General features: G+C 68.5%; 22 protein-coding genes and 2 tRNA genes. 16 read left to right on the top strand and 8 right to left on the bottom strand.

Going from position 1 to position 26,288, the window contains the following annotated elements; all coding sequences use genetic code 11:
• Window positions 1-318: 318 nt before the first annotated feature.
• Window positions 319-1,077 carry a TSUP family transporter gene (locus tag LRA89_RS06470; RefSeq protein ID WP_230769474.1) on the bottom strand — a complete coding sequence of 253 codons (759 nt, stop codon included), beginning with the start codon at window positions 1,075-1,077 and terminating at the stop codon, window positions 319-321.
• A 60-nt stretch (window positions 1,078-1,137) separates the two neighbouring features.
• Window positions 1,138-1,863 (bottom strand): hypothetical protein, encoded by a 726-nt coding sequence (locus LRA89_RS06465; protein ID WP_200909818.1) that lies wholly within the window; start codon window positions 1,861-1,863, stop codon window positions 1,138-1,140.
• Window positions 1,864-2,153: 290 nt separating this feature from the next.
• Between LRA89_RS06465 and LRA89_RS06460 the strand changes: the two genes are divergently transcribed.
• The 5 genes from LRA89_RS06460 (at window position 2,154) to LRA89_RS06440 (ending at window position 6,751) form a co-directional block, all read left to right on the top strand.
• The gene (locus LRA89_RS06460; protein WP_055761415.1) at window positions 2,154-2,588 is read left to right on the top strand and encodes a DUF3576 domain-containing protein; all 435 of its coding nucleotides are present in this window, start codon (window positions 2,154-2,156) and stop codon (window positions 2,586-2,588) included.
• Window positions 2,589-2,599: 11 nt separating this feature from the next.
• Window positions 2,600-5,095 carry a leucine--tRNA ligase gene (gene leuS, locus LRA89_RS06455; protein ID WP_230769473.1) on the top strand — a complete coding sequence of 832 codons (2,496 nt, stop codon included), beginning with the start codon at window positions 2,600-2,602 and terminating at the stop codon, window positions 5,093-5,095.
• Complete coding sequence (lptE, locus tag LRA89_RS06450) at window positions 5,092-5,583, top strand: LPS assembly lipoprotein LptE (RefSeq protein ID WP_055761408.1); 492 nt, start codon at window positions 5,092-5,094, stop codon at window positions 5,581-5,583. The genes leuS and lptE overlap by 4 nt, the downstream gene beginning before the upstream one ends.
• Window positions 5,580-6,587 carry a DNA polymerase III subunit delta gene (holA, locus tag LRA89_RS06445; RefSeq protein WP_230769472.1) on the top strand — a complete coding sequence of 336 codons (1,008 nt, stop codon included), beginning with the start codon at window positions 5,580-5,582 and terminating at the stop codon, window positions 6,585-6,587. Before lptE ends, holA begins: the two co-directional genes overlap by 4 nt.
• 77 nt (window positions 6,588-6,664) lie before the next feature.
• Window positions 6,665-6,751, top strand: a tRNA-Leu gene (locus LRA89_RS06440).
• A 35-nt stretch (window positions 6,752-6,786) separates the two neighbouring features.
• On the opposite strand, the gene LRA89_RS06435 is transcribed toward LRA89_RS06440, so the two are convergent.
• The 3 genes from LRA89_RS06435 to LRA89_RS06425 are packed head-to-tail and all read right to left on the bottom strand — an operon-like array spanning window position 6,787 to window position 11,231.
• Entirely contained in the window at window positions 6,787-8,325 is a 1,539-nt protein-coding gene (locus LRA89_RS06435; RefSeq protein ID WP_230769471.1) for a hypothetical protein, read from the bottom strand.
• Entirely contained in the window at window positions 8,322-10,028 is a 1,707-nt protein-coding gene (locus LRA89_RS06430) for an Hsp70 family protein (protein ID WP_230769470.1), read from the bottom strand. The genes LRA89_RS06435 and LRA89_RS06430 overlap by 4 nt, the downstream gene beginning before the upstream one ends.
• 54 nt (window positions 10,029-10,082) lie before the next feature.
• On the bottom strand, window positions 10,083-11,231 hold the full coding sequence (locus LRA89_RS06425; protein WP_056495499.1) for a phospholipase D-like domain-containing protein: 1,149 nt from the start codon (window positions 11,229-11,231) through the stop codon (window positions 10,083-10,085).
• A gap of 128 nt (window positions 11,232-11,359) precedes the next feature.
• On the opposite strand from LRA89_RS06425, the gene rpoZ reads away from it, so the two are divergent.
• On the top strand, window positions 11,360-11,704 hold the full coding sequence (rpoZ, locus tag LRA89_RS06420) for a DNA-directed RNA polymerase subunit omega (protein WP_055761391.1): 345 nt from the start codon (window positions 11,360-11,362) through the stop codon (window positions 11,702-11,704).
• Window positions 11,705-11,764: 60 nt separating this feature from the next.
• Here rpoZ and LRA89_RS06415 read toward each other — a convergent pair whose 3' ends face one another.
• On the bottom strand, window positions 11,765-12,145 hold the full coding sequence (locus tag LRA89_RS06415) for a winged helix-turn-helix transcriptional regulator (RefSeq protein WP_056495501.1): 381 nt from the start codon (window positions 12,143-12,145) through the stop codon (window positions 11,765-11,767).
• A 101-nt stretch (window positions 12,146-12,246) separates the two neighbouring features.
• On the opposite strand from LRA89_RS06415, the gene LRA89_RS06410 reads away from it, so the two are divergent.
• Window positions 12,247-13,311 (top strand): SDR family oxidoreductase, encoded by a 1,065-nt coding sequence (locus tag LRA89_RS06410; RefSeq protein ID WP_230769469.1) that lies wholly within the window; start codon window positions 12,247-12,249, stop codon window positions 13,309-13,311.
• On the opposite strand, the gene LRA89_RS06405 is transcribed toward LRA89_RS06410, so the two are convergent.
• Together LRA89_RS06405 and LRA89_RS06400 are read right to left on the bottom strand one after the other, a co-directional pair.
• Window positions 13,301-13,996 (bottom strand): RlmE family RNA methyltransferase, encoded by a 696-nt coding sequence (locus tag LRA89_RS06405; RefSeq protein WP_056495507.1) that lies wholly within the window; start codon window positions 13,994-13,996, stop codon window positions 13,301-13,303. The genes LRA89_RS06410 and LRA89_RS06405 overlap by 11 nt on opposite strands.
• Window positions 13,993-15,033, bottom strand: a complete 1,041-nt coding sequence (locus LRA89_RS06400) for a Ppx/GppA phosphatase family protein (RefSeq protein ID WP_082467079.1) — start codon at window positions 15,031-15,033, stop codon at window positions 13,993-13,995. The genes LRA89_RS06405 and LRA89_RS06400 overlap by 4 nt, the downstream gene beginning before the upstream one ends.
• 167 nt (window positions 15,034-15,200) lie before the next feature.
• Between LRA89_RS06400 and LRA89_RS06395 the strand changes: the two genes are divergently transcribed.
• The 9 genes from LRA89_RS06395 to cobA all read left to right on the top strand — a co-directional run bounded on the left by LRA89_RS06395 (window position 15,201) and on the right by cobA (window position 26,173).
• Window positions 15,201-15,274: transfer RNA gene (locus tag LRA89_RS06395), tRNA-Gln, on the top strand.
• 79 nt (window positions 15,275-15,353) lie between these two features.
• Window positions 15,354-15,935, top strand: a complete 582-nt coding sequence (locus LRA89_RS06390) for an ANTAR domain-containing response regulator (RefSeq protein WP_230769468.1) — start codon at window positions 15,354-15,356, stop codon at window positions 15,933-15,935.
• Window positions 15,932-17,128 (top strand): CmpA/NrtA family ABC transporter substrate-binding protein, encoded by a 1,197-nt coding sequence (locus tag LRA89_RS06385; RefSeq protein WP_230769467.1) that lies wholly within the window; start codon window positions 15,932-15,934, stop codon window positions 17,126-17,128. The genes LRA89_RS06390 and LRA89_RS06385 overlap by 4 nt, the downstream gene beginning before the upstream one ends.
• A gap of 304 nt (window positions 17,129-17,432) precedes the next feature.
• On the top strand, window positions 17,433-18,665 hold the full coding sequence (locus LRA89_RS06380) for a nitrate/nitrite transporter (protein WP_230769466.1): 1,233 nt from the start codon (window positions 17,433-17,435) through the stop codon (window positions 18,663-18,665).
• A 5-nt stretch (window positions 18,666-18,670) separates the two neighbouring features.
• Window positions 18,671-19,870, top strand: a complete 1,200-nt coding sequence (locus tag LRA89_RS06375) for a hypothetical protein (protein ID WP_230769465.1) — start codon at window positions 18,671-18,673, stop codon at window positions 19,868-19,870.
• Window positions 19,867-22,347 (top strand): nitrite reductase large subunit NirB, encoded by a 2,481-nt coding sequence (gene nirB / locus LRA89_RS06370; RefSeq protein ID WP_230769464.1) that lies wholly within the window; start codon window positions 19,867-19,869, stop codon window positions 22,345-22,347. Before LRA89_RS06375 ends, nirB begins: the two co-directional genes overlap by 4 nt.
• Window positions 22,344-22,682 (top strand): nitrite reductase small subunit NirD, encoded by a 339-nt coding sequence (gene nirD, locus LRA89_RS06365; protein WP_230769463.1) that lies wholly within the window; start codon window positions 22,344-22,346, stop codon window positions 22,680-22,682. Before nirB ends, nirD begins: the two co-directional genes overlap by 4 nt.
• Before the next feature lie 124 nt (window positions 22,683-22,806).
• Window positions 22,807-25,395 carry a nitrate reductase gene (locus LRA89_RS06360; RefSeq protein WP_230769462.1) on the top strand — a complete coding sequence of 863 codons (2,589 nt, stop codon included), beginning with the start codon at window positions 22,807-22,809 and terminating at the stop codon, window positions 25,393-25,395.
• Window positions 25,385-26,173, top strand: a complete 789-nt coding sequence (gene cobA / locus LRA89_RS06355; RefSeq protein WP_230769461.1) for a uroporphyrinogen-III C-methyltransferase — start codon at window positions 25,385-25,387, stop codon at window positions 26,171-26,173. Before LRA89_RS06360 ends, cobA begins: the two co-directional genes overlap by 11 nt.
• The last annotated feature ends 115 nt before the right edge of the window (window positions 26,174-26,288 follow it).

Below are 26,288 nucleotides of genomic sequence, written 5' to 3'. Positions count from 1 at the left end.
TCTTTTGCAAGCTCAAGGAGTTCAAACGCATCGCCATGCGTGCCTGCAAAACAGATCGCAGCTTCGAGGCCATGATCTACCTCGTCGCAGCCGTCATCAACTCACGTTGAATCCCCACAGGCCCTAGTCGGAGTCGACATTCAACGAAATGCCGTCCCGATCTGCTCCCCTCCCTGACAAGGGAGGGGCCGGGGGTGGGTCGGCACGCGAGGAAACGTAAGCGCTCCACAACCGGCCAACCCACCCCCAACCCCTCCCTTGTCAGGGAGGGGAGATGCAGGAGCCGCCGTCTGGCTAAATGTCGATCGGTCCTGAAACTCAGCCATAGGCGCGCCAGAAGAATACGGCGGTGACACTCGCGGTGACGAACAACGTCCACGCCCGGATTTGTCCGGCGGTCAGCCGGCCGGTCAGCTTCGCGCCGAGCCATCCGCCGAGAATGCCGCCAAGGATCATCGGGATGCACGGCGCCCATGCGACGATCCCGGTGGCGATGAACACGATCGCCGCCGCGCTGTTGGCGGTCGCCAGCATCAGCGTGCGCGGCGCGGCCATCGACTGCACGCTCTGTCCGGCGAGCAGGCCATAGGTCGCCGTCACCATCATGCCGACCCCACCCCCGAAATAGCCGCCATAGACACCGAGCAGCACCTGCGCGACGATCAGCGTGGCCGGACCGATCGTCACCCGGTCGTGCAGCCACGCCGCCGCACGCTGGCCCAGCGCGATGGCAAGGAACGCGACCAGCAGCAGCCACGGCACGATCACGTCGAACAGGTCGCTCGGCGTCCACACCAGCAACAGGCTGCCGAGCAGCCCCGACACGAAGGTGATCGTCGCCAGCAACCGGATCGGCAGCCCGCCCAGTGGCCCCAGTCCGTTGCGATAGGCCCATGCACTGGCGATCGCGCCAGGCTGCAACGCCACATTCGAGGTCGCGTTGGCGACCGATCCGGGCAGGCCGAGCGCGATCAGCGCGGGCATGGTGGCAAAGGTGCCGCCGCCAGCCAGCGCGTTCATCGCGCCGCCGGCCATGCCGGCACCGGCGGCGAGTGTCAGGGAAAGGGGATCGAGCATCGCCGCCGCTAGAGCGGATGGCGGACCGGCTGTCGAGGGGCGGGCATGACGCCGCCCGGATCAGAAGCGGAAGGCGGTGCCCACATAGACCGCCTGGCTGTCGCGGCGATCGGGATCGACGCGCAGCATCCGCTCACGCTCCGAACGATAGCGCACCCCGGCGGTCACATCGAGGTTGCGGGTCAGCTTGTACGATCCGCCCATGTCGAGCGAATAGCCCTGCGGATCGGCGATCAGCGCGGGCTGGTCGGCCAGCGGACGATCGCTGCTGGCACCGACACGGGCGGCGAGCTTGCGACCGGTATAGCTGACGCCCAGCCCCATCTGCTCGCGGCTGCCCGGCTGTCCGGCGAGATCGAGCCGCGCCAGATCGCCCGACACCGCGAATCGCTTCCAGCCGACCGAAACGCCGAGATTGTAGGCGAGCGGGTTGAGCGTGGGCATCGGCGCCGCCGCCGCAACGCGGTCGGGCAGGCGGTTGGGCCGCAGCGTCCGCGACCGCACCGCGACCTTGACCGTGCGATTGCCGATCACCGCGCCTTCGGACGGAGTGAACTGAAATCCGGTGGCGTTGAGGCCGGTGCGCGACAGGGCGGCGACGAGTCGCGGATCGGCCGACGCGGGCGTGAACGAACCGATCCCGGTCAGCGGCATTGCTTCCGACGACAGGCGCTTCAACACGCGCGGCGAGCGTTGCTCCTGCGCGAACAGCGCAGGCGACGCACCAAGACCGGCGGCGATCATCGCCCCCAATCCCACGCTCATCGCTATCCGGCTGCCCGTCATGGTTTCCTCACTCCCCGCTAATGGCGCTATCACGATTCGGTTGCGCCATTCCACTGGTGCAAGTCGCTTTCCCGCCACCTGTTGCATCGAACCCACATATTTGTCGGAGTTGATGTGGGGTGTTGTTCGGAAACTCGCGAAAGGGCGAGTTTCCGAGCGGGCCGGCACCGCATTGGTCCAGCCGCGCTGGATCAATCCCTCGCAAAACGCATCACGCTTGCCGCGATAGCGTCACCGCCTATAGAAGCGGGCGGAACCGCCATATTGGCCTGTAGTCAAGGAATCCGCCGATGAACCGCCCGCTGCTTCTCGCGTTGCTGGCAACGATCGCCCTGCCCGTGGCCGCGTGCAGCGGCGGCAAGGGCCGGGTGTCGGGCGATCTCGCCGCGTCCAAGGTGACGACGATCGGCGTGAACAGCTATCTGTGGCGCGCCAGCCTCGACACGCTGTCGTTCATGCCGCTGACCCAGACCGATTCGAACGGTGGCGTCATCGTGACCGACTGGTACGTCAATCCGCAGACCCCGACCGAGCGCACCAAGGTGACGGTGTCGATCCTCGACCAGGATCTGCGCGCCGACGCGCTGCGGGTCGCGGCGCTGCGCCAGATCAACCAGAACGGCCAGTGGGTCGAGGCACCGGTCGCCGCCGCGACCGTGCAGAAGCTGGAAGACATCATCCTGACGCGGGCGCGCGACCTGCGCCGCGGGGCAGTGACGGGCTGAGCGATACCCTTATGACTTCCCGTTTCATGCCCACAGAGGCCGATGCACGCTGGCAGGCCGCGTGGGACGCGGCCGGCACCTTCGTCGCCGACGATTCGTCGCCCAAGCCGAAGCGCTATGTCCTTGAGATGTTTCCCTATCCCTCGGGGCGCATCCACATGGGCCATGTCCGCAACTATACGATGGGCGACGTGCTTGCGCGCTTCCTGCGAATGACGGGGCATGAGGTGCTGCACCCGATGGGCTGGGACGCCTTCGGCATGCCCGCCGAGAATGCGGCGATGGAAAAGAAGGTCCATCCGGGCCAATGGACCTATGCCAATATCGCGGCGATGAAGGCGCAGTTGAAGCGGCTGGGCCTCGCGTTCGACTGGTCACGCGAATTCGCGACCTGCGACCCGGAATATTACGGCCACGAACAGGCGCTGTTCCTTGAACTGCTGAACGGCGGTCTGGTCTATCGCAAGGAATCGGCGGTCAACTGGGACCCGGTCGACATGACCGTGCTGGCCAACGAACAGGTGATCGACGGGCGCGGCTGGCGCTCGGGCGCGCTGGTCGAGAAGCGCAAGCTCAGCCAGTGGTTCCTGAAGATCACCGACTTCGCCGACGACCTGCTCGCCGGGCTGGGGTCGCTCGACCAGTGGCCCGACAAGGTCCGGCTGATGCAGGAAAACTGGATCGGCAAGTCCGAAGGGCTGCAATTCGCCTTCGCGCCGGTCGCCCCGTTCGACCAGCCTATCGAAGTCTATTCGACGCGCCCCGACACGATCTTCGGGGCGAGCTTCGTCGCGATCGCCGCCGATCATCCGGTCGCGCGCTCGCTGGCCGAGGGTAACGCGGACGCCGCCGCGTTCATCGAGCTGTGCAAGCAGGGCGGCACCACCGCCGCCGAACTGGACACCGCCGAGAAGCTGGGCTTCGACACCGGCCACCGGATGCGGCACCCGCTCGACCCGGCGGCGACGCTGCCGGTCTATATCGCGAACTTCGTGCTGATGGACTATGGCACCGGCGCGGTGATGGGCGTGCCCGCGCACGACCAGCGTGACCTCGACTTCGCGCGCAAATACGGCCTCGACGTGCGCCGCGTGGTGGCGGACGACGAGACTGCCGATCCGGTGTTCGCCGGCGACGAGGCCTATACCGGTCCCGGCCGCCTCGTGAACTCGGGTCCGCTCGACGGGCTGGACGTCGTCGCCGCCAAGCGTTTCGTCATCGACCGTGCCGAAAACGAAGGCTGGGGCAAGGGCACGACGGTGTGGCGCCTGCGCGACTGGGGCGTCAGCCGCCAGCGCTATTGGGGCACGCCGATCCCGATCGTCCATTGCGACGCCTGCGGCGTGGTGCCGGTCCCGCGCGAGCAACTGCCCGTCAAACTGCCCGAGGACGTGTCGTTCGACATTCCCGGCAACCCGCTAGACCGGCATCCGACATGGAAGCATGTCGACTGCCCGGCCTGTGGTGCCCCGGCGCAGCGCGAGACCGATACGCTCGACACCTTCGTCGATTCGTCATGGTATTTCATCCGTTTCGCCAGCCAGCCCGACGACAAGCCGTTCGACCGCGCGGTCGCCGAAAGCTGGCTGCCGGTCGGGCAATATATCGGCGGGGTCGAGCATGCGATCCTGCACCTGCTCTATGCCCGCTTCTGGACCCGCGCGCTGAACCATGTCGGGCTTATCGACCTGAAGGAGCCGTTCGCCGGGCTGTTCACCCAAGGCATGGTCACGCACGAAACGTACAAGTCGGCGGATGGCCGCTGGCTTGCCCCCGCCGAAGTGACCGACGGCATCGAAGCCGCGACCGGTGACGCCATCACCGTCGGCCGCATCGAGAAGATGTCGAAGTCGAAGAAGAACACGGTCGATCCCGAACCGATTCTCGATCGCTACGGTGCCGACGCCGCGCGCTGGTTCATGCTGTCCGACAGCCCGCCCGAACGCGACCTGCCGTGGAGCGAGGCGGGCATCGAAGGCGCCGAACGCTTCGTCAAGCGCGTCTGGAAGCTGGTCGCGGCCTATACCCCCGGCGGCACCAGCCCGCAGGCGCTGACCCGCGCGGTACATCGCACCGTCGCTGGCGTCGCCGCCGATATTGAGGCGCTCCAGTTCAACAAGGCGGTGGCCAAGCTCTACACCCTGCTCGGCGAGGCGGAGAAGGCGGATGCGGTGTCCGACGCCGATCTCGACGCGCTGCTGCTGCTCGTCAGCCCGATGATCCCGCATCTGGCGGAAGAGGCATGGTCGCAACTGGGCCGTGCCGGGCTGATCGCCGATGCGGCGTGGCCGGTGGTCGATCCGGCGATGCTGGTCGACAGCGAATCGACGATCGCGGTACAGGTGAACGGCAAGCTGCGCGACACGATCACGCTGCCCAAGGGTGCGGCGAAGGACGTGGCCGAAGCCGCCGCGCTGGCGAGCGAGAAGATCGTCCGCGCATTGGACGGCAAGACACCGCGCAAGATCATCGTCGTCCCCGACCGTCTGGTGAACATCGTCGCATGATCCGCATCGCTGCCTCCGCGCTCGCCCTTACCCTGCTGCTCGGCGGCTGTGGCTTGCGGCCGCTGTATGGTGGGGGCGAGGCGGGCGTGGTGCGCCAGACGCTGTCGGGCGTCGAGGTCGCGCCGATCGCCGGGCAGAACGGCTGGCTGGTCGCCAATGCGCTGCGCGACCGGCTGCGCGCGGAGGGACCGGCGCGCTACCGGCTCGAAATCCGGCTCGACGATGACATCACCGGGCTGGGCGTGCGGCGCGACGATTCGATCACGCGCGAGCGGCGGACGCTGCGCGCGCGCTATCAGTTGATCGACCTGTCGAACGGCGCGGTGACGCTCGACGCCACCGCCGGATCGGACGCGGGCATCGACGTCGTCACCTCGGAATATGCCACGATCGCCGCCGAACGCACCGCGCTCGAACGGCTGTCGGTGATCGTCGCCGATCAGATCGTCACCCGCATCGCGCTCGGCACCGAGCGCCAGCGCCCGTGAAGCTGAAACCCGAGCAGGTGGGCGCCAAGCTCGACCGGCCCGGCCCCGACCTTCGCCTCTACCTGTTCCATGGCCCCGACACGGCCGGCGCGATGGCGCTGGCCGCGCGGCTGGCCAAGGGCGTGGGCGAGGGGGCCGAGCGCGTCGACATGGACGGGGCGATGCTGAAAGCCCGGCCCGGATTGCTTGCCGACGAAGCGGCGTCGATGTCGTTGTTCGGTGACAAGCGCCATATCCGCGTGACCGGCATGGGCGAGGAATCGGTTGAGGCGGTGACGCTGCTGCTGGGTGCCGCATCGGCCGGCAATCCGGTCGCGGCGATCGCGCCCACCGCCAAGGCGACGTCGAAACTGGTCAAGCTCGTCACCGCCTCGCTCAACGCGGTCGCGGTCGCCTGCTACGTGCCCGATGCGGCGCAGGCGGCGAAGCTGGCGGTCGGGTTGGCGCGCGAACAGGGGGTGCGGCTGCTCGGCGACGTGCCCGAACGGCTGGCGGTGGTGACGATGGGCGACCGTGCGGTGCTGGCCAGCGAGATCGAGAAGCTGGCGCTGTACCTCGACGCCGCGCCCGACCGGCCGCGCGATGCCGATGCCGAGGTGTTCGATGCGATCGGCGCGTCGATCGCCGATGCCGAGGCGAACAACGTCGTCGCGGCGATGATCGCGGGCAATGCCGCTGCGGCGGCGCTGCCCGAACCGCCCGGCGGCGGTGCGATCCCGCTGCTGCGCGCGGTTGCCCGGCGGCTGCTGTCGCTGGCCGAGATGCGCGCCGACATCGACGACGGCCAGCCGGTCGATCAGGTGCTGGAGCGACACCGCGTCTTCTTCAAGGAACAGGCGACGACGCGCGACGCGCTGCGCCGCTGGGATGCAGCCCGCCTTGCCCGCGCGGTCGAGCGGGTGCGCGATGCTGAACGTGCCGCCCTGTCGGGCAGTGGCCTTGGCGAAGTGATGACCGCCGCCGAGGCGATCGCCATCGCGCGGGCGGCGGGGCGCGGGCGATAAAAGCATTTGCGCCGAGAAAAAACCGCTGCTAGGGGCACCCTCCTACCAGCCAACGGGGCTTCCCCGAAGGTGACTGTGCGGTCGTGGCGGAACTGGTAGACGCGCAACGTTGAGGTCGTTGTGGCCGAAAGGCCGTGGAAGTTCGAGTCTTCTCGACCGCACCAATTCCCCCCGGCAATGACCGGGGGTGATCCCCAGATCAGGTTTCGCCGCCGGACGGTCGCATGTCGCGCAGCAGGCGCATGCCGTTTTCGCTATCGCGCAATGCCGCCTCGCGCAGCGCGATGTTGACCGCGCAAACGTCGGCGTCCTTGCCCTTGTCGGACAGCGCATTCTTCACCTGATCGGCGGAAAGCCCGGTCCGCGTGCGGATCGTCGTCGCGATCGAGGATGGGAGCGTAAAGCGGTAGGAACCATCACCGGCGTTCCGATCGTCGGATTCGAGGATGATGCGGTGGACCAGCCGCTGTTGCCGTTCGCGCAGGCGCTGATTCAGCAGACCCGGATCGCTCGATACCACGAACCGCCGGCATTGCGCCGGAACGGTCGGCGCCAGCAGGCGCATCGCGTCCAGCTCGAACGCGGCGACGTCGCGCAACAGGTCGTCGGGTGCCTTGGCGAGACCGGCGAGCAACCGCTGCTGGTACAGCGTGTCGACCGCACGATCGGCCACCGCCGGATCGACGTTTCCGGGAAGCGGCGCGGTCGTCGTGCGGATCGCCTCGGCCAGTTCGGGATGCTCCTGCCGCAACGCTGCGATGCCCTTGCCGGTCATATGCTGCGCCAGCAGGTTCGCATCCGAGGAAAGGGTGGGGATGACAACGGGCGTCTGCTCGCGGGGATCGTCGGACGGGCCGCTCAGCACCCGCACGGCGGCAACGATGATGATGAGGACCAGCCAGATATAGAAGCCGATTCGCGGATTGTCCGACGCCGGCCTGTCCCACTTGGCGACGCGAACCGGGTTCATCCATTGCTCGGCATCGGGATAGCGTTGGCGGACGACCAGCAACAGTTCGCGCACCCGCCCGCCGGTCGTACCCCAGCGATGCGGCCCATCGTCGGAACGGACCAACTCGACCCACGCACCATGCAGCCGGTGGCCCGGATCGCCGACCAGCGTGGCAAAGCGGATCGCGCCGATCCGGTCGACGATCTGCCGCGCATGATACGACAGCGTATGATCGTCACGTCGCTCGACCCACCCGAACACGGCGGCGGCCCGTTCGAGCAACGGATCGGAGCGGGGAATCGCGATGGCGAGATGCTCGGCGAACCAGCGCTCCGCCCCCACCGCGAAGTCGATCCGTTCGAGCCGGGGGTCGGCCAGCAGCGCATCGCCGTGATGGGCGATCGCCGCCGCTTCCTCCGCCGTCGACGGATCGTCGTGGCCGGGGAACAGCAGCGCTTCGAGCGCGCGGAAATGATGGTCGATCGCGGCGTCGCGCTCGGCTTCGACCGGGTCGACCCTCGCTTGCGGCAAGGGTTCGGGTTCCGGGGTGAAAAACCCATCGGCAACGACCTTGTCGTCATCGGAATCGTCGTCGGGATCGGGCAGCATCGCCACCGGATCGACCATCCCCGCCAATGCCGCATCACGCGCGTCGCGCAGCCGGGCGAAGCCGGCGGGATCGGCGTCGACATCCATCGCCCGCAACCGGGCGGCATAGGCGCGGCGGATGACGCTGCGATCGGTCGTCGGCTCGATTCCGAGCGTCCGCCAGATGCCGCGGCTCACAGGAAGCGCTCGCCCTCGATCTGGTCGAGGACCTGGGTGAACGCCGCCTGCGCCTCGGCGATCACCCGCGCGTCCTGCGTCTCCAGCGCGGTTTCGAACTGGCCGAGCATCTGGCCGATCGCCGTCCGCCGGTCGCCGAGGAAGGATTCATAGGCCCGCCTTGCCCGCGCCAGCAGCGCGGCGTTCACCGCATCGTCGCGCGGATGGACCTTCAGCGCCGCCAGCGCCTTGCGGCGTTTCTCCAACTCGGCCGGGTCGGGGGCGTCCTCGTCGTCGACGATCACCAGATTGCGGCTCTGCCCCGTCTCGGCCACGGTCACGTCGATTTCGAGCAGTCCCGAACTGTCGTAGCTGAAGCGGCAATCGATCGCGACCATGCCGGCGGGTTTGGGCGGCACCGGCACCTTCACCTCGCCCAGTTTAACGTTGGCCGAGACCTCGCGCGCCTCGCCCTGATACACGCCGAACACCACCTGCCGCTGGTTGTCGGCGACGGTCGAGAAGGTCGACGACCGGCTGATCGGCACCACCGAATTGCGCTCGATGATCGGCGCGAACAGCCCGGTGCGGTGCCCGCCGCGTCCGTCCGGCTCGCTGGTGTCGACGCCCAGCGTGAACGGGCAGACATCGGTCAGCCGAATCTCGTCGAGCGCGGCATCCTTCGCCGTCAGCCCCGCCTGCACCGCCGCGCCCAGCGCCACCGCATGGTCGGGATGGACCGTCATCGCCGGAAACCGCCCGAACATGCGGGTGACGGCGCGGCGCACGATCGGCATCCGCGTCGCCCCGCCGACCAGTACGACCTCCGACAACGTATCGGCGGCGATGCCGCTGTCGCGCAGCGAGCGCAGGACGGGTTCGCGGATGCGCTGGATCAGCCCCTTCGCATGCTCCTCGAACTGGGCCGAGGTGACGTGCGCGGTCAGGGTCGCGTCGCCGGTGGTGACGGTCAGCTCGGCGGTGTCGCCGTCGCTCAGTGCCCGGCGCGCGCGTTCGGCGGCCTGGGCGAGCAGCGCGGCGGCCTTGTCGGGCGGCAGCTTGCCCAGCACCCCCTCGGGGTCGAGCCGCGGGCGGGCGAGATCGATCAGGCAGTCGTTGAAGTCGTCGCCGCCCAACCGGTTGTCGCCGGCCGAGGCACGGACCTCGATGATGTCGTCGAACATCTCGACGATCGACACGTCGAACGTGCCGCCACCCAGATCGAACACGAGGAACGGTTCGCGGTCGGCGCGGTCGGCGATGCCGAAGGCGAGCGCGGCGGCGGTCGGCTCGTTGATGAGCCGGTGGATGGTCAGCCCGGCGAGGTCGCCCGCCCGCCTCGTTGCCTTGCGCTGGCGATCGTTGAAATAGGCGGGAACGGTGACGATAGCGCCGGTCACGGCCTCGCCGGTGAACGCTTCCGCATCGCGTTTCAGGCTGGCGAGGACCAGCGAGGACAGCGCCTCGGCATCGAACGCCTTGCCGGCGAGGGTGACGGTCTCGCGCGTGCCGATGCGGCGCTTGAAACTGGTGACGGTCCGGTCGGGATGCGTCGCCATCCGGTCACGCGCCGGCCGGCCGACCAGTACCGCCCCGTCGTCGCCGATGCTGACCGCCGAGGGGGTCAGGAACTCGCCCAGTGCGTTTGGCACCATTACCGACGTGCCGCCCTGCCAGATCGCGCAGGCGCTGTTGGTGGTGCCAAGGTCTATTCCGACGATCATGCCCGTCCCTTTCAATCGGACCGGGTGTAGCCGCTTGAAAGTGCCACGCAACACTCAGTCGCGGTTGAGGCGTACCGTGACCTGCGGATCGAGCACCGACATGATGAAATACGCCCCGGCCTGTTTGACCCGCGCCCACCAGCCCGAGCGCGAGCGGTGGAGTTCGCGCGTCACCCGTTCGCTGCGCGCGACCTCGCCGTCCATATAGGCGCGCAGGTGCGCGGCGAAGGCGGCGTCCTCGACGCGCAGCATCAGTTCCATGTTGAGGAACATCGACCGCACGTCGAAATTGGCCGATCCGATATGCACCGCATCGTCGGCGATGAACAATTTGCTGTGCAGCTTGGTCGGGCGATATTCATAGAGTTCGATGCCGTGGCGCAGGAGGTTGCGATAGGTGAAGCGCGCCGCGAGGATGGCGATGGCATGGTCGGTCTTTGCCGGTACGACGATGCGCAGCCGGGTTCGTTCGGCCGCGCGGTCCAGCCGGCGCATCATCAGCGGTCCGGGCGCGAAATAGGCGGCGATGATGTCGATCCGCTGCCCGCGTCGGATCTCATGCTTGACGGTCCGCGCCCATGGCGACAGCCGCCTCGACGGCCCCCCCAATAGCCAGCGGATCGGGCCGTCATGCTCGCTCCACTGGTTCAGCATCCGCGACAATTTGCGAAGCGGCGCGCCGGGAAGCTGGATCCATGCCTTGAGCGCATCGAAATAGCCCGCCAGTCGCCCGGCGGCGGGGCCGTCGACCAGCAGGCCGATGTCGCGCCACGCCTGATCGGCCTCGGTCCCGAAATAGGCATCCTCGATGTTGAACCCGCCGACGATGACCCGGGCCTCGTCGGCCAGCGCCAGCTTCTGGTGGTTGCGCAACAGATAGCGCCGGCCCAGCCGCGGCACGAAGACGCATACCTCGCCGCCCGCCGCGCGCAGCGAATCGAAAAAGCCGCGATTGGCCGCCGCTTCCGCGCCCAGCCCGTCGACGATCAGCGACACCCGCACGCCGCGCCCCGCCGCCGCGACCAGCGCATCGCGTACCCGCGTCCCCGCCCGGTCCTGTTCCCAGATATAGAACAGGATGCGCAGCGACCGCTTCGCACCGTCGATCAGCGCCAGCAGCGCGGTCATCCGCTCCGGCCCTTCGGTCAGCAGTGTCAACCGGTTGCCCGCAACGGTGAAGACGGGGTGCGGGGCAGGGGGCATGACGACTCCGAAGGAACGATACGATCGGGTAACGGTGCGGGCGGCCGATCAGTTTCATTGACTTTTCGGACATGCGCCCGTAGGGGCGGTGCTTTCCGATACCCTCCGTTTTACAAGGAAGGCGTTTCATGGCGCGCGTCACCGTCGAGGATTGCGTCGACAAGATCCCCAACCGGTTCGATCTGGTCCTGCTGGCCGCACAGCGCGCCCGCCAGATTTCGGGCGGTGCCGAACTCACGCTCGATCGCGACCGCGACAAGAACCCGGTCGTCGCCCTGCGTGAGATCGCCGAAGAGAATGTCACCCCGGACCATCTGCGCGAATCGGTGATCGGTTCGATGCAGAAGGTGCAGATCGACGACGAGGAAGCGCCCGACGAACTGGGTTCGCTGGCCGCATCGGCAGAGGCGCTGCGCCTCACCGCTGCCGCGCCGCCGCGCAACCAGAATGTCGGCGGCGACTACGACGGCTGACGCCGGCACGATCCCGCACGAAACGAAAGGGCGGTCCTTCGGGGCCGCCCTTTCGCGTTTCTACGGCCGCCGCGCACCCGGTCGGCTACCCAGTGCGTCGAGCGCGTCGCCGTTGCGCCGTCCCCAGTCATAGAGCAGCGTGACCGGCTCGACGAAGCGCAGACCCAGCGGCGTCAGGCGATATTCGACGGCGGGCGGCATCACCGCCTGGACCTCGCGCGCGATCAGGCCGATCGCCTCCATCTCGCGCAGCGTCTGCGTCAGCATCTTCTTGGAAATGCCCGGCAGGCTGCGCAGTAATACCCCGGTCCGCGCCGCGCCACCATGGCGGGCATGCAGCGTGTGCAGCACCATGCTGGTCCATTTGGTCGCGAACAGCGACAATACTCGGCGCGGCGCGCAATCCTCACGCCATTCGTTTTCGTCGCTTCCGGCGTGCATGGCTGGATACCTTTCGGTGCCTGGGGTCGGACCCGGTGCCGTCTTCAACATCGTGGCGTCGCTGCCTAGCTTCTAGGCATCACAATTAAAAGGAACGGCGAATGACGGGCAGGACGGCATTGGTAGTGGGCGCGAGCGGGATCGTCGGCGGCGCAACGGCGGCGCTGCTCGCCGACAAGGGCTGGAGCGTCCATGGCCTCGCCCGCCGGCCGGGCGCGCAGGACGGGATGCAGCCGGTCGTGGCGGACCTGCAGGACGCGGCGGGCACGGCACAGGCGCTGCGCGACCTTCGCCCTGACGCGGTGTTCATCACCACCTGGGCGCGGCAGGACAGCGAGGCAGAGAATATCCGCGTCAACGGAGCGATGGTGCGCAACCTGCTCGATGCCCTGCCCAAACCCGACAAGCCGCGCCATGTCGCGCTCGTCACCGGCCTGAAACATTATCTGGGACCGTTCGAGGCGTACGGGCACGGCCATCTGCCGCAGACGCCGTTCCGCGAGGAACAGGGGCGGCTCGACGTCGCCAATTTCTATTATGCGCAGGAGGACGAGCTGTTCGCCGCCGCCGCGCGCGACGGCTTCACCTGGAGCGTCCACCGGCCGCATACCGTGATCGGCAAGGCGGTCGGCAATGCGATGAACATGGGCACCACGCTGGCGATCTATGCGACGCTGTGCCGCGAGGCGGGGCAACCGATGGTCTTCCCCGGATCGGCGGCGCAGTGGAACGGGCTGACCGACATGACCGACGCCGGGCAGCTTGCCGACCATCTGCTCTGGGCGACCGAAACCCCGGCGGCGCACGATCAGGCGTTCAACGTCGTCAACGGTGACGTCTTTCGTTGGCAATGGATGTGGGGCCGCATCGCCGAATGGTTCGGCGTCGAGGCAGCACCGTTCGACGGCACGCTCCGTCCGCTCGAAGCGCAGATGGCCGATGCCGCCCCGCGCTGGGCGGCGATCGCGCAGGCGAACGGCCTGATCGAACCCGATCTGCATCGGCTGGCCTCGCCATGGCACACCGACGCCGATCTCGGCCGCCCGATCGAGGTCGTGACCGACATGTCGAAAAGCCGTCGGATGGGCTTTACCAGCTACCGCGCGACCGACGCCGCCTTTTTCGCGCTGTTCGACCGGCTGCGCGCCGAGCGGATCATTCCGTAACCGGCTCGGGGGGCGGTGCGTCGCGCCGCCCCTTGAAGTTGCTGGCGATCACATACCATTCGGACGAATCCTTGCGGCTTGCCGGCGGCTTGGCGTGCTTCACCGTCTGAAAATTGCGCTTCAGTTCGGCGACCAGTTCGTTGTCCGCGCCGCCCGCCAGCACTTTCGCCACGAAATCGCCGCCGGGGCGCAATATCTCGCAGGCGAACATCACTGCCGCCTCGACCAGCGCCATGGTGCGCAGGTGATCGGTCTGCGGATGGCCGACCGTGTTCGCCGCCATGTCGGACAGGACGAGGTCCGCCTCGCCGCCCAGTTCCTCGCGCAATCGCTCGGGCGCGTGATCCGACAGAAAGTCCATCTGCAAAATGGTCACGCCGTCGATCGGGTCGACCGGCAACAGGTCGATGCCGACCACCGTCGCCTCGGGCCGGTTCTTGCGTACCACCTGCGTCCAGCCGCCCGGTGCGATGCCGAGATCGACCACCCGCTTCACGCCGCGCAGCAGCTTGAAGCGTTCGTCCAGCTCGATCAGCTTGTACGCCGCGCGGCTGCGATAGCCTTCGGCACGCGCCTTCTTCACATACGGATCGTTCAACTGGCGTTCGAGCCAGCGGGTCGATTGGGCCGAGCGGGCGCGGGCGGTGCGCACGCGCTGGCGGCCGGGGGGGAGTCCGCGGGTCATCGGGTTCCTGCCATCAAACGACGCAGGATTCCTTCGCGAATCCCACGGTCGGCGATCCCTAGCCGCTCGGCGGGCCATAACGCCAGAATCGATTCGAGAATCGCACAGCCCGCCACCACCAGATCGGCGCGTTCGGTGCCGATGCACGGCACCTGCCCCCGCTCGGCCAGCGTCATGCCGGCCAGTTGCCGGCTGACCGCCAGCATCGACTGCGCCGGCACGATCAGCCCGTCGACCTGCGATCGGTCATAGGTCGGCAGCCCCAGATGCACGCTGGCGAGCGTCGTCACCGTGCCGCTGGTGCCGAGCAGCCGGCGCGGGCCGTCGGCAGGCGGCAGCCGCTTGGCGAACGGCGCGAAACTCTCCGCGACGCACGAGCGCATCCGGTCATAGGCGCCGGAGGTCATCGGCGCGGATTTGCCGCTGCCCAGACTTTCGGTCAGCGACACCACGCCCCATGGCGCCGAATGCCAGTCGAGCACGCGCGGCACCGGCCCCGTGGCGTCGAGCAGCACCAGTTCGGTCGATCCGCCGCCGATGTCGAACACCAGCGCCGGGCCGTCGCCCGGCTCCAACAGCGCATGGCAGCCGAGCACGGCAAGCCGCGCTTCCTCCTCGGCGGTGATGATGTCGAGGTGGATGCCGGTCTCGTCGAACACCCGCCGGACGAACGCCGCGCCGTTGCTGGCGCGACGGCAGGCCTCGGTCGCGACCGAGCGGGCGAGCGTCACCTCGCGGCGCTTGAGCTTTTCGGCGCAAATCCTCAGCGCGGCGACGGTGCGGTCCATCGCCACGTCGGACAGGCGGCCGGTCGCCGCCAGCCCCTCGCCCAGCCGGACGATCCGCGAGAAGGCGTCGACGACCGCGAAGCCATCCCCCTGCGGCCGCGCGATCAGCAGACGGCAGTTGTTGGTGCCAAGATCGAGCGCGGCATAATGACGCGCACCCGGCCAGCGTGGCCGCGCTGGCGAAGAAGTTGCCTGTCGGGGGGCGTCGGGCGCTCCCCGGTGCGGCAACCGGGCGGAAACATCCCCCATGCCGTCACTCGCTTTATGGTCTGTCCGTCACGGCATCCGGCCGCTCGGTGGTTGGCAAGGAACGTAGCGGAACGCCCCGCGAACGACAAGGCGGTGCGACGAACCGCGTTGATTTTGCGTTGACACCGCAAAATGGGCAGCCTATCGGACCGCCCTCGCTGTGACGCTGCCCTGTCGTCTAAAGGTAAGACTACGGACTCTGACTCCGTTAATTGAGGTTCGAATCCTCACGGGGCATCCAGCGCTTTTCCCGACCCATCGCCATCCCCCGCCGAAACCGGCTGGCTGAACCGCGTGCGGAACGATATTCGACGTGGATCATGAGGATCGCGATCATCGATACCAGCACCACGCGCGCGGCGATCATCGCCGAGGGGCTGCGTGAAGCCGGGCTGGACGATCAGGTCGTGATCGATCCCGCAGGACCGCTCGCCCGCCAGATCGAGGCGTGCGCGCCGCAGGTGGTGCTCATCAACCTCGAAAATCCCAGCCGCGATCTGCTGGAGGATTTCTTCGCCATGTCGCGCGCGCTCGACCGGCCGATCGCGATGTTCGTCGACCAGTCGGATGCCGAAAGCGCGCTGGCGGCGGTCGATGCGGGGGTGTCGGCCTATGTCGTCGATGGCCTCGCCAAGCAGCGGATCAAGCCGGTGCTCGACGTCGCGATCCGCCGGTTCCAGGCGTTCTCGCGGTTGCAGGCCGAACTGGCCGAGGCGAAAACCGCGCTGGCCGATCGCCACACGATCGACCGGGCCAAGGCGATCCTGATGCGTCGGCGCGGCATCGCCGAGCCGGCCGCCTATGCGCTGCTGCGCGGCCATGCGATGCAATCGAACCGGCGGATCGCCGAAGTGGCGGAGGCGATCGTGACCAGCGACGCGCTGATGGGGGATTTGCCATGAGCACCGAAGCCTTTCGCATCGGCTTCCTGCCGCTGGTCGATGCCGCGTTGCCGATCCTCGCGCACGAACTGGGCTTCGCCGAGGAACAGGGGCTGGCGCTGGACCTCGTGCGCGATGTCACTTGGGCGACGGTGCGCGACCGGCTGCTGTATGGCCATACCGATGCCGCGCACATGGTCGCGCCGCTCGCCATCGCGACCAGTCTTGGCCGCGACCGGCCGGCGACGCCGCTGGCGGTGCCGTTCGTGCTGGGGCTGAACGGCAATGCGATCACCTTTTCAACCGCGCTTGGGCAGGCATGTGGCCTTGGCGATACGCTCGGCGATCCGCGCGCGGTGGGCGCGGCGCTGCGCGAGGTCACGCGGACCCGGCGGTTGCGCTTCGGCGTGGTCCATCGCCATTCGAGCCACAATTACATGCTGCGCTACTGGCTGGCCGGCGTCGGCATCCGCCCCGATCATGACGTCGAGATCGTCGTCACCAGCCCGACCTTCGCCGCCGACGCGCTGGCGGCGGGGGAAGTCGACGGCATCTGCGTCGGCGAGCCGTGGAATTCGATCGCGGTCGATCGCGGCGTCGGGCGGATCGCACTGGCGACCGCGCAGATCTGGCGGCGCGGCGTCGAAAAGGTGCTGGCGATGCGCGCCGGGGTCGCCGCCGAACGCCACGATGCCACGCTGCGGCTGGTCCGCGCGCTCCACGCCGCCGCCGCGCATTTCGTCGAGCCGGGCACGGCGGAGGCGAGCGCCGCGATCCTCGCCCGCGCGTGCTATCTCGATGCGCCGGTCGATGCGGTCCTACGCGCGATCACCGATCGCATCCGCCTCGTCGCCGGTGGAGTGCCGGTCCATTATCCCGACTTCATGTTCCAGTATCGCGAGGCGGCGAACTTCCCGTGGCGCAGCCAGGCGGCATGGCTCTATGCCCAGATGGCGCGCTGGGACGGGCGCGGCCATGATCCGGCCGACGCGGCGGTCGCGGTGGGGACGTTCCGCCCCGACCTCTATCGCGCGGCGCTTGCCGGATCGGGTGCGCCGCTGCCGGGGGCCAGCTCGAAGCTGGAAGGGGCGCTGGGCCAGGCGATCGGCGCGGGATCGACTCAGGGGCGGCTTGTGCTCGGCCCCGACGGATTCTTCGACGGGCGCGCGTTCGATCCCGACGATATTCCGGGCTATCTCGCGTCGTTGCCCTGATCTGATCCGCCTCGCGGCGAATGCGGTTCGACCAACTCCTCCGCATCATCCGAATGTTGCACTTGCGAAAAGGGGCTTGTGCGGAACTCGCGAATCAGGCAGCTTGATGGGGTTCCGGCAATGGCGTCGGACACGACATAGCAGCGACATGCCTCTCCAATGCCGGGGGGGTTCCCGCTGACGGAACACCGGACGCGAGGCGTCCGGTATCCGAACAGAGGCAACGAAGCCGCCAGAACGCGCCCGAGATGGGTCGTCGTTCTGGCGGCTTTTTCATTTTCGGGCTCATGGGGGAGCGCAGGGCATGGCGACGGCATGGAACGGGGCGAAGGACACGCCCGACAGCTTCTGGAACAGCGGGCATACGCCGACGCTGATCGCGGCATTTCTCTATTTCGACTTCGCGTTCATGGTGTGGGTGCTGCTCGGACCGTTGGCACCTGAAATCGCCACGACGCTGGGGCTGACCCCGGCGCAGAAGGGGCTGATGGTCGCGGTGCCGACGCTGGCCGGCGCGCTGTTGCGCGTCGTCAACGGGCTGCTGGTCGACCGGATCGGGCCGAAGCGCTCGGGCGCGATCAGCCAGATCATCGTCATCGCCGGCCTTGCCACCGCATGGATGCTCGGCGTCACCAGCTTCGCCGGCACGCTGGCGCTGGGCGTGGTGCTGGGCTTCGCCGGGGCGAGCTTCGCCATCGCGCTGCCGCTCGCCAGCCGCTGGTATCCGCCCGAACATCAGGGCAAGGCGATGGGGCTGGCCGGCATGGGCAATTCGGGCACGGTGCTCGCCGCGCTGTTCGCGCCTGGCCTCGCCAAGCTGTTCGGCTGGAACGCGGTGCTGGGCCTCGCCTGCATTCCGCTCAGCCTTGTGTTCGTCGCCTATATGGCGATGGCCAAGGACCCGCCGAACGCGCCTGCGCCCAAGCGGCTGGGGGAATATCTGTCCCCGCTGAAGCAGGGCGATGCGTGGTGGCTGATGGGCTTCTATGCCGTCACCTTCGGCGGGTTCGTCGGATTGGCCGCCAGCCTGCCGATCTATTTCACCGACCGGTTCGGCCTGTCGACGATCCATGCCGGCTATGCCACCGCCGCCTGCGTGTTCGCCGGGTCGCTGGTGCGGCCGATGGGCGGCGCGCTGGCCGATAAGGTCGGCGGCGTGAAGACGCTGATGGCGGTGTTCGTGGTTGCCGCCGTCGCGCTGGCCGGGGTGGCCAGCGTCACGACGATGCCCGCCGCACTCGCGCTGTTCGTCATCGCCATGCTCGCGCTGGGGGTAGGCAACGGATCGGTGTTCCAACTGGTGCCGCAGCGCTTCGCCGCCGAGATCGGCGTGATGACCGGCCTCGTCGGCATGGCCGGCGGAGTGGGGGGCTTCTACCTCGCCTCCTCGCTCGGCCTCGCCAAGCAGTGGACCGGCAGCTTCGCCCCCGGGTTCCTCGTCTTCGCCGCGCTGGCGCTGGTGGCACTCGCCGGGCTCGTCGTGGTGAAGGCGGGATGGCGCGCGCGCTGGGGCACCGCCCAGGGCGTGAGGATCTGATCGCCATGCCGCGTATCGCCCCCGCCACCCTCCTTCTGCTCGGCCTCGCGTCGCCGGCCATGGCCCAGAGCGTGAAGCCGCTCGTCGACGCCCGGCTGCGCTACGAACATGCCGATCAGGACGGCCTGCCGCGCGACGCCGACGGGGTGACGGCGCGGGTCCGCGCCGGGCTGTCGGTCAGCGACGGACGCTGGTCGGCGCTGGCCGAAGCGCAGGGCAATCTCGCGATCGTCGGCGATTATTTCGACGGGCTGCATCCCGATGCCACCCGTCCGCTGATCGCCGATCCGCAGTCGATCGGCCTCTACCGCGCGCAGGTGCAGTATCGCGCGCCGGGGATGACGCTTACCGCCGGGCGGCAGCGGATCGTGATCGACGACGAACGCTTCGTCGGCGCGGCGGCGATCCGCAACAACGGCCAGACGTTCGACGCGGTGCGCGCCGAACTGACCCCGGCAAAGGGGCTGAAGGCCGACGTGACCTATGCGTGGGCGGTGCATACCGTGTGGGGCATCGACGGCACGGCTGCGCGGCAGGGCGTGATCGAGGGGAACAATATCCTCGCCAACCTCGGCTATGCCACGCCGCTCGGCATGCTGACCGGCTTCGCCTATCTGGTCGATCAGGACGAGGCGGCGGTGCAGGCCTATCGTCTGTCGAGCCAGACCTATGGCCTCCGCTTCGCCGGCAGCCGCGCGATCGGCAAGGCGAAGCTTGGCTATCAGGCAAGCTGGGCGCGCCAGTCCGATCATGGCCGCAATCCCAACGACTATAGCGCCGATTACTGGCTGGCCGACGCCTCGCTCGACCTTGCCGGACCCCGGCTCGGGCTGGGCTACGAAGTGCTGGGCGCCGACGACGGGCGGCCGTTCACCAGCTTTCAGACGCCGTTTGCCGCCGTGTTCAAATTCAACGGCTGGGCCGAGAAATTCACCCCCAAGCCCGCCGACGGCCTGCGCGACCTGTACGCCAGCGGCGGCTGGGGCTGGAAGCAGGTCGGCCAGGCGAAGAACGTCAGCGTGCAGGCGATCTGGCACCGGTTCGAAAGCGACCGGCTGGTCCGCCATTATGGCGACGAACTGAACTTTCTCGCGCAGGCGACGCTCGGCCGCACCACCGCCAGCGTCCGCTACGCCGATTATCGCGCCGATCGCTTCGCGACCGACACCCGCAAATTCTGGCTCCAACTGGACTGGACGATATGAAGCACGACCCCATCAAACTACCCGAGGGCGACGCCCGGGAACACCTGGTCGTCGTCGGCAACGGCATGGCCGGCTGCCGCGCGGTCGAGGAACTGCTGGCGCGCGATCCCACGCGCTACCGTGTCACCATCGTCGGTGCCGAACCGCTGGTGAACTACAACCGGATCATGTTGTCGCCGGTGCTGGCCGGGGAAAAGACGTTCGACGACATCGTCATCAACGGTGCCGACTGGTACGCCGACAACGCCATCACCCTGCTGAGCGGCGATCCGGTCGTCGCGATCGACCGGGATGCGCACACCGTCATCAGCCGCAGCGGACAGACGCTCGCCTATGACCGGCTGCTGATCGCGACCGGTTCCGATCCGTTCATCATTCCGGTGCCGGGCAAGGACCTGCCCGGCGTCGTCAGCTTCCGCGACATGAACGACGTCGGGACGATGCTCGCCGCCGCCGAACGCGGCGGATCGGCGGTGGTGATCGGCGGCGGCCTGCTCGGGCTGGAGGCGGCGCACGGCCTGTCGCTGCGCGGCATGAAGGTCACGGTGCTGCACATCATGCCGACGCTGATGGAACGCCAGTTGGACGAGGCGGCGGGCTGGCTGCTCAAGACCGCGCTGGAGGCGCGTGGCCAGACGATCCTGACCGGCGCGGACACCGCCGCGATCGTCGGCGACGGCAAGGTCGAGGCGGTGCATCTGAAGGACGGGACGGTCATCCCCGCCGATCTGGTGGTGATGGCGGTCGGCATCCGTCCCTCGGTCGCACTTGCCCGCGCGGCGGGGATCGACGTCGGGCGCGGCATCAAGGTCGACGACCATATGGTGACCAGCGACCCGGCGATCCTCGCGGTCGGCGAATGCGTCGAGCATGACGGACAGGTCTACGGCCTCGTCGCCCCCCTGTGGGACATGTGCCGCTCGCTCGCCGACGCGCTGGTCGGCGCGCCCAGCGGCTACAAGCCCTCCGCCACCTCGACCAAGCTGAAGGTCGCCGGGCTCGACGTGTTCTCCGCCGGGGATTTTTCCGGCGGCGACGGCGCGGAGGACATCGTGCTGCGCGATGCCTCGCGCGGCATCTACAAGCGGGTGGTCGTGAAGGGCGACCGCATCGTCGGCGCGGTGCTCTATGGCGATACCGCCGACGGCAACTGGTATTTCGACCTGCTGAAGAAGGGCACCGACGTCGCCGACATCCGCGACGCGCTGATCTTCGGCCAGGCCTTTGCCTCGGGAGGGGGGCAGGCGGACCCTAGGTCGGCCGTTGCGGCACTTTCCGACGATGCGGAAATCTGCGGCTGCAACGGCGTGACCAAGGGCAAGGTGCTGGCCTGCATCGACGGCGGGGCGGGCAGCCTCGACGCGGTGCGCGCCGGGTGCAAGGCATCGGCGAGCTGCGGGTCGTGTACCGGCATCGTCGAAACCCTGCTGGCGCTGCGGCTGGGCGACGCGGTCGAGGCGGGTCCGAAGACGATGTGCAAATGCACCAGCTTCGGCCATGACGACGTGCGCCGCGAGATCGTGGCGCAGGACATGCGCTCGATCCCCGAGGTGATGCAGAAGCTGCACTGGTCGACGCCCGACGGCTGTTCGTCGTGCCGCCCGGCGCTCAACTATTATCTGCTCTGCGCGCTGCCCGGCGTCTACAAGGACGACCAGCAGAGCCGCTTCGTCAACGAACGGATGCACGCCAACATCCAGAAGGACGGCACCTATTCGGTCGTGCCGCGCATGTGGGGCGGCCTCACCAACCCCCGCGAACTGCGCGCGATCGCCGATGTGGTCGAGAAGTTCGACGCGCCGATGGTGAAAGTGACCGGCGGCCAGCGGCTCGACATCTTCGGCATCAAGAAGGAGGATTTGCCCGCCGTCTGGGCCGACCTGAACGCGGCGGGCATGGTCAGCGGCCATGCCTATGGCAAGTCGCTGCGTACCGTCAAAACCTGCGTCGGCTCCGAATGGTGCCGCTTCGGCACGCAGGATTCGACCGGCCTCGGCGTCAAGATCGAGCGCGCGACGTGGGGGTCGTGGATGCCGCACAAGTTCAAGATCGCGGTGTCGGGGTGCCCGCGCAACTGTGCCGAGGCAACGATCAAGGACTTCGGCATCGTCTGCGTCGATTCAGGGTATGAACTGCATGTCGGCGGCAACGGCGGGATCAAGGTCCGCGCGACCGACCTGTTGTGCAAGGTGGCGACCGAGGAGGAGGCGATGGACATGTGCGCCGCCTTCATCCAGCTCTACCGCGAGGAAGCACGCTATCTGGAGCGGACCGCGCCGTGGATCGAGCGGGTCGGCCTCGCCCATATCCAGTCGCGGCTGCTGCCCGACGCCGGTGTCCGCGCCGAATATGCCCGGCGGTTCCGCTTCTCGCAGCAATTCATGCAGGACGATCCATGGGCGGCGCGCGTCGCCGGGGCCGACCGCGAACAACACGCGCCGATGGCGCGCTTCCAGCCCGCAGGAGCGATGGCATGACCGGAGAATGGCTCGACATCGGCTGGGTCGATGAAATTCCGCTGCGCGGCAGTCGCACGGTGCAGGTCGAGGGTGGCGACGACATCGCCGTGTTCCGCACCGGCGAGGACAAGGTGTTCGCGCTGCTCGACCGCTGCCCGCACAAGCATGGCCGGTTGTCGCAGGGCATCGTCCATGGCGGCGCGGTGGCGTGTCCGCTGCACAACTGGCGCATCTCGCTCAGCACCGGCGAGGCACTGGGCGAGGACAAGGGCTGTACCCCGACCGTGCCGGTCAGGATCAGCGGCGGCCGCGTCCTGCTGTGCCGCGCCGGAACGCTGAAGGCGGCGGCGTGAACGCGACCAACCTCCCTCTCCCCTTCAGGGGAGAGGGCCGGGGAGAGGGGAAGGAGTCTCACCGAGCACGGCGCTCGCGGCAAGACCCCTCTCCCAACCCTCTCCCCTCCGGGAAGAGGGCTAAATGACGATAAAAACCACCTGCGCCTATTGCGGCGTCGGCTGCGGCATCGTCGCCACCCCAACCGGCGAGCGATCGGTCCAGATCAAGGGCGATCCCGACCACCCCGCCAACCACGGCCGGCTGTGTTCCAAGGGCACCCACCTCGGCCAGACGGTCGGCCTTGAGGGTCGCCTGCTGCATCCGATGATCGGCAAGCGCCACGCAAGCTGGGACAAGGCGCTCGACCTCGTCGCGCGCAAGTTTCAGGACACGATCGCCCGCCATGGTCCCGGCAGCGTCGCCTTCTACGTCTCGGGCCAGTTGCTGACCGAGGATTACTACGTCGCCAACAAGCTGATGAAGGGCTTCATCGGTTCGGCCAACATCGACACCAATTCGCGGTTGTGCATGTCGAGCGCGGTCGCCGGCCACACCCGCGCGTTCGGTGAGGACATCGTTCCCGCTACCTACGAGGATATCGACGCCGCCGACCTGATCGTACTGGTCGGATCGAACACCGCATGGTGTCATCCGATCGTCTATCAACGCATCCGCGCCCGGTGCGACGCAGGCGCGAAGCTGGTCGTCATCGATCCGCGCCGCACCGAAACGGCGGACGAGGCCGATCTCCACCTCGCCATCCGTCCGGGCAGCGACGTCGCGCTGATGAACGGGCTGCTCCACTGGTGCCGCGACGCGGGCGTGCTGGATCAGGATTTCGTCGCCGATCACCTCAGCCTGCCCGACGATTTCTGGGAGCGTACCGGCGCGGGCAGCGACCTGTGGTCGGTCGCGCGCACCTGCGACCTGCCCGTCGCCGACCTGCGCCGCTTCTACGAGCTGTTCGCCGCCACCCCGCGCACCGTCACGATGTTCAGCCAAGGCGTGAACCAAGCGCTGGCCGGCACCGATCAGGTCAACGCCATTCTCAACGTCCATCTCGCCACCGGCCGCATCGGCAAGCCCGGCGCCCAGCCCTTCTCGATCACCGGACAGCCCAATGCGATGGGCGGACGCGAGGTCGGCGGACTCGCCTCGACGCTCGCCGCGCACATGGACTTCGCCGAGGACAACCGCGCCCGCGTCCAGCGTTTCTGGGCCTCGCCGACCATCGCCACCAAGCCCGGACTGAAGGCGGTCGACCTGTTCCGCGAGCTGGGCAACGGCCGGATCAAGGCGCTGTGGGTGATGGCGACCAACCCCGCCGTATCGATGCCCGACGCGACCCGCGTGCGCGAGGCGCTGGCGACCTGCCCGTTCGTGGTGGTCAGCGACGTGATGGCCGAAACCGACACCGGCGCCTTCGCCCATGTCCGCCTGCCCGCCGCCGCATGGGGCGAAAAGGACGGCACCGTCACCAATTCCGACCGCACCGTCAGCCGCCAGCGCGCGATCTTCCCGCTGCCCGGCGACGCGAAGCCCGATTGGTGGATCGTCAAGGAAGTGGCGCGGCGCATGGGGTGGAAGACCGCCTTCGCCTATGATCGCCCCGCCGACATCTGGCGCGAGCATGTCCGCCTGTCGACCTATCAGAACGATGGCGCACGGCTGTTCGCGCTGCCCGGCCGCGCCAATGGCGGCAACGCCGCCTATGACGCGATGACGCCGTTCCGCTGGGGCGGCACGCCGTTCGCCGATGGTCGCTTCTCCACGCCCGACGGCCGCGCCCGGCTGGTGCCGGCGGTGCAGAAGCCGCTGCCCGCACCACTCAGGGACTGGCCGCTGACGCTCAACACCGGCCGCTATCGTGACCAGTGGCACACCATGACCCGCACCGGCCTCGCGCCCAAGCTCGCCCGCCACCGCGAGGAACCGCTGGTCGAGGTTCACCCGGCGGACGCCGACCGGCTCGGCATCGTCGACGGCGGCCTCGCCCGTGTTGCCACGCCGCAGGGCGACAGCCTCTACCGCGCGCGCGTCACCGATGCGCAGCGGATCGGCGAATTGTTCGTGCCAATCCACTGGACCGACCAGACGTCGAGCGGCGGGCGCACCGGGCTGTTGCCGCGTCCGCTCGTCGATCCGGTGTCAGGCCAGCCAGGCTTCAAATCGACCCCGGCGAGCGTCGCCGCCGTCGCCACCCGCTGGCGCGGCTTCCTGATCGTGACCGGCGACCCGGCGCGCCGGCCCGACTGCCTGTGGGCGACGCGGGTGACGGTGCCGGCGGGCAGCCTGTGGGAACTGGCCGGCGACGGCGATCCGCTGCGGCTCGACACCTGCCTGCCCGCCGGCGAGCGGATCGAGGCGATCGACGCCGCGCGCGGTACGCGGCGGGTGGCGGTGCTGAACGGCGGCCGGCTGGTCGCCGCACTGTTCCTGACCGAAACCGGCGAATTGCCCACCCGCGACTGGCTGATCGACCAGCTCGCCGAACCACAGGTCGCGCCGACCGTCCTCGCCGGCCGCGCGCCGGGGGTACAGGTCGATCGCGGGCCGATCGTGTGTAGCTGCTTCGACCTCGGCCTGCGCACCATCGTCGCCGCGATCCGCGACCGGCAGCTCGCCGACGTCGCGGCGATCGGCGCGGCGATCGGTGCCGGCACTAACTGCGGATCGTGCCGCCCGGCGCTCGCCCGCATCCTGTCCACGGAGAACACCCATGCCGCATGACGATTTCTCCGCCGGCAGCGTCTGGCTGGTTGGTGCCGGCCCCGGCGACCCCGATCTGCTGACGCGCAAGGCGGCACGGCTGATCGCCACCGCCGACGTGGTGTTCCACGACGCGCTGGTAGGGCCGGGCGTGCTCGACCTGATTCCCGCCGCCACCGACCGGATCAGCGTCGGCAAACGCTCGGGCCGCCATTCGAAGGATCAGGGGACGATCGACCGGTTGATCGTCGCGGCGGCGCTTCAGGGAAAGCGCGTCGTCCGCCTGAAGGGCGGCGATCCGGCGATCTTCGGCCGCACCGCCGAGGAACTGGCGGCCTGCACCGCCGCGGGGATCACGGTCCGCATCTGCCCCGGCGTCACTGCCGCCAGCGCGGCGGCCGCCTCGGCCGGGGCCACGCTGACGCTGCGTGGGTGCGCCCGTCGCCTCACGCTGGTGACGGCGCATGCGAAGGCCGGCGAGCCGCTCGACCTCGACTGGGCGACGCTGGCCGCGCCCGACACGACGCTCGCCGTCTATATGGGCCGCGCCGCCGCGCAGACGGTGATGCAGCAACTGATCGCCGCCGGGCGCAGCGCCGATACCCCGGTGTTGGTGGTGGTCAACGCCTCGCTGCCTACCGAACGGATCATCCGCGGCCGCCTGTCCTCGCTCGCCTTTCTGGTCGAGGCGATCAGCGCGCACGATCCGGCGATGCTGATCGTCGGCGAAGCGGTCCGCGCGACGCTCGCGGTGGACGTGCCGGCCGACGCCGGCCGGGCGGTCGTCGTGGCTGGTTAGCGTTCGATTCACCTGACCAGAAGCGTCGCCCCAGCGAAGGCTGGGGCCTCCTGCGGTTCCTGTCGCGCATCAGCCCCGGGAGATCCCAGCCTTCGCTGGGATGACGTGCGTTTCG

Origin of the sequence: Sphingomonas sp. Leaf4 (genome assembly GCF_920939515.1) — a bacterium.
Lineage (GTDB): Bacteria > Pseudomonadota > Alphaproteobacteria > Sphingomonadales > Sphingomonadaceae > Sphingomonas.
The sequence above is the reverse complement of the archived record's forward strand: the minus strand, read 5'-3'. Positions and strand labels throughout refer to the sequence as shown.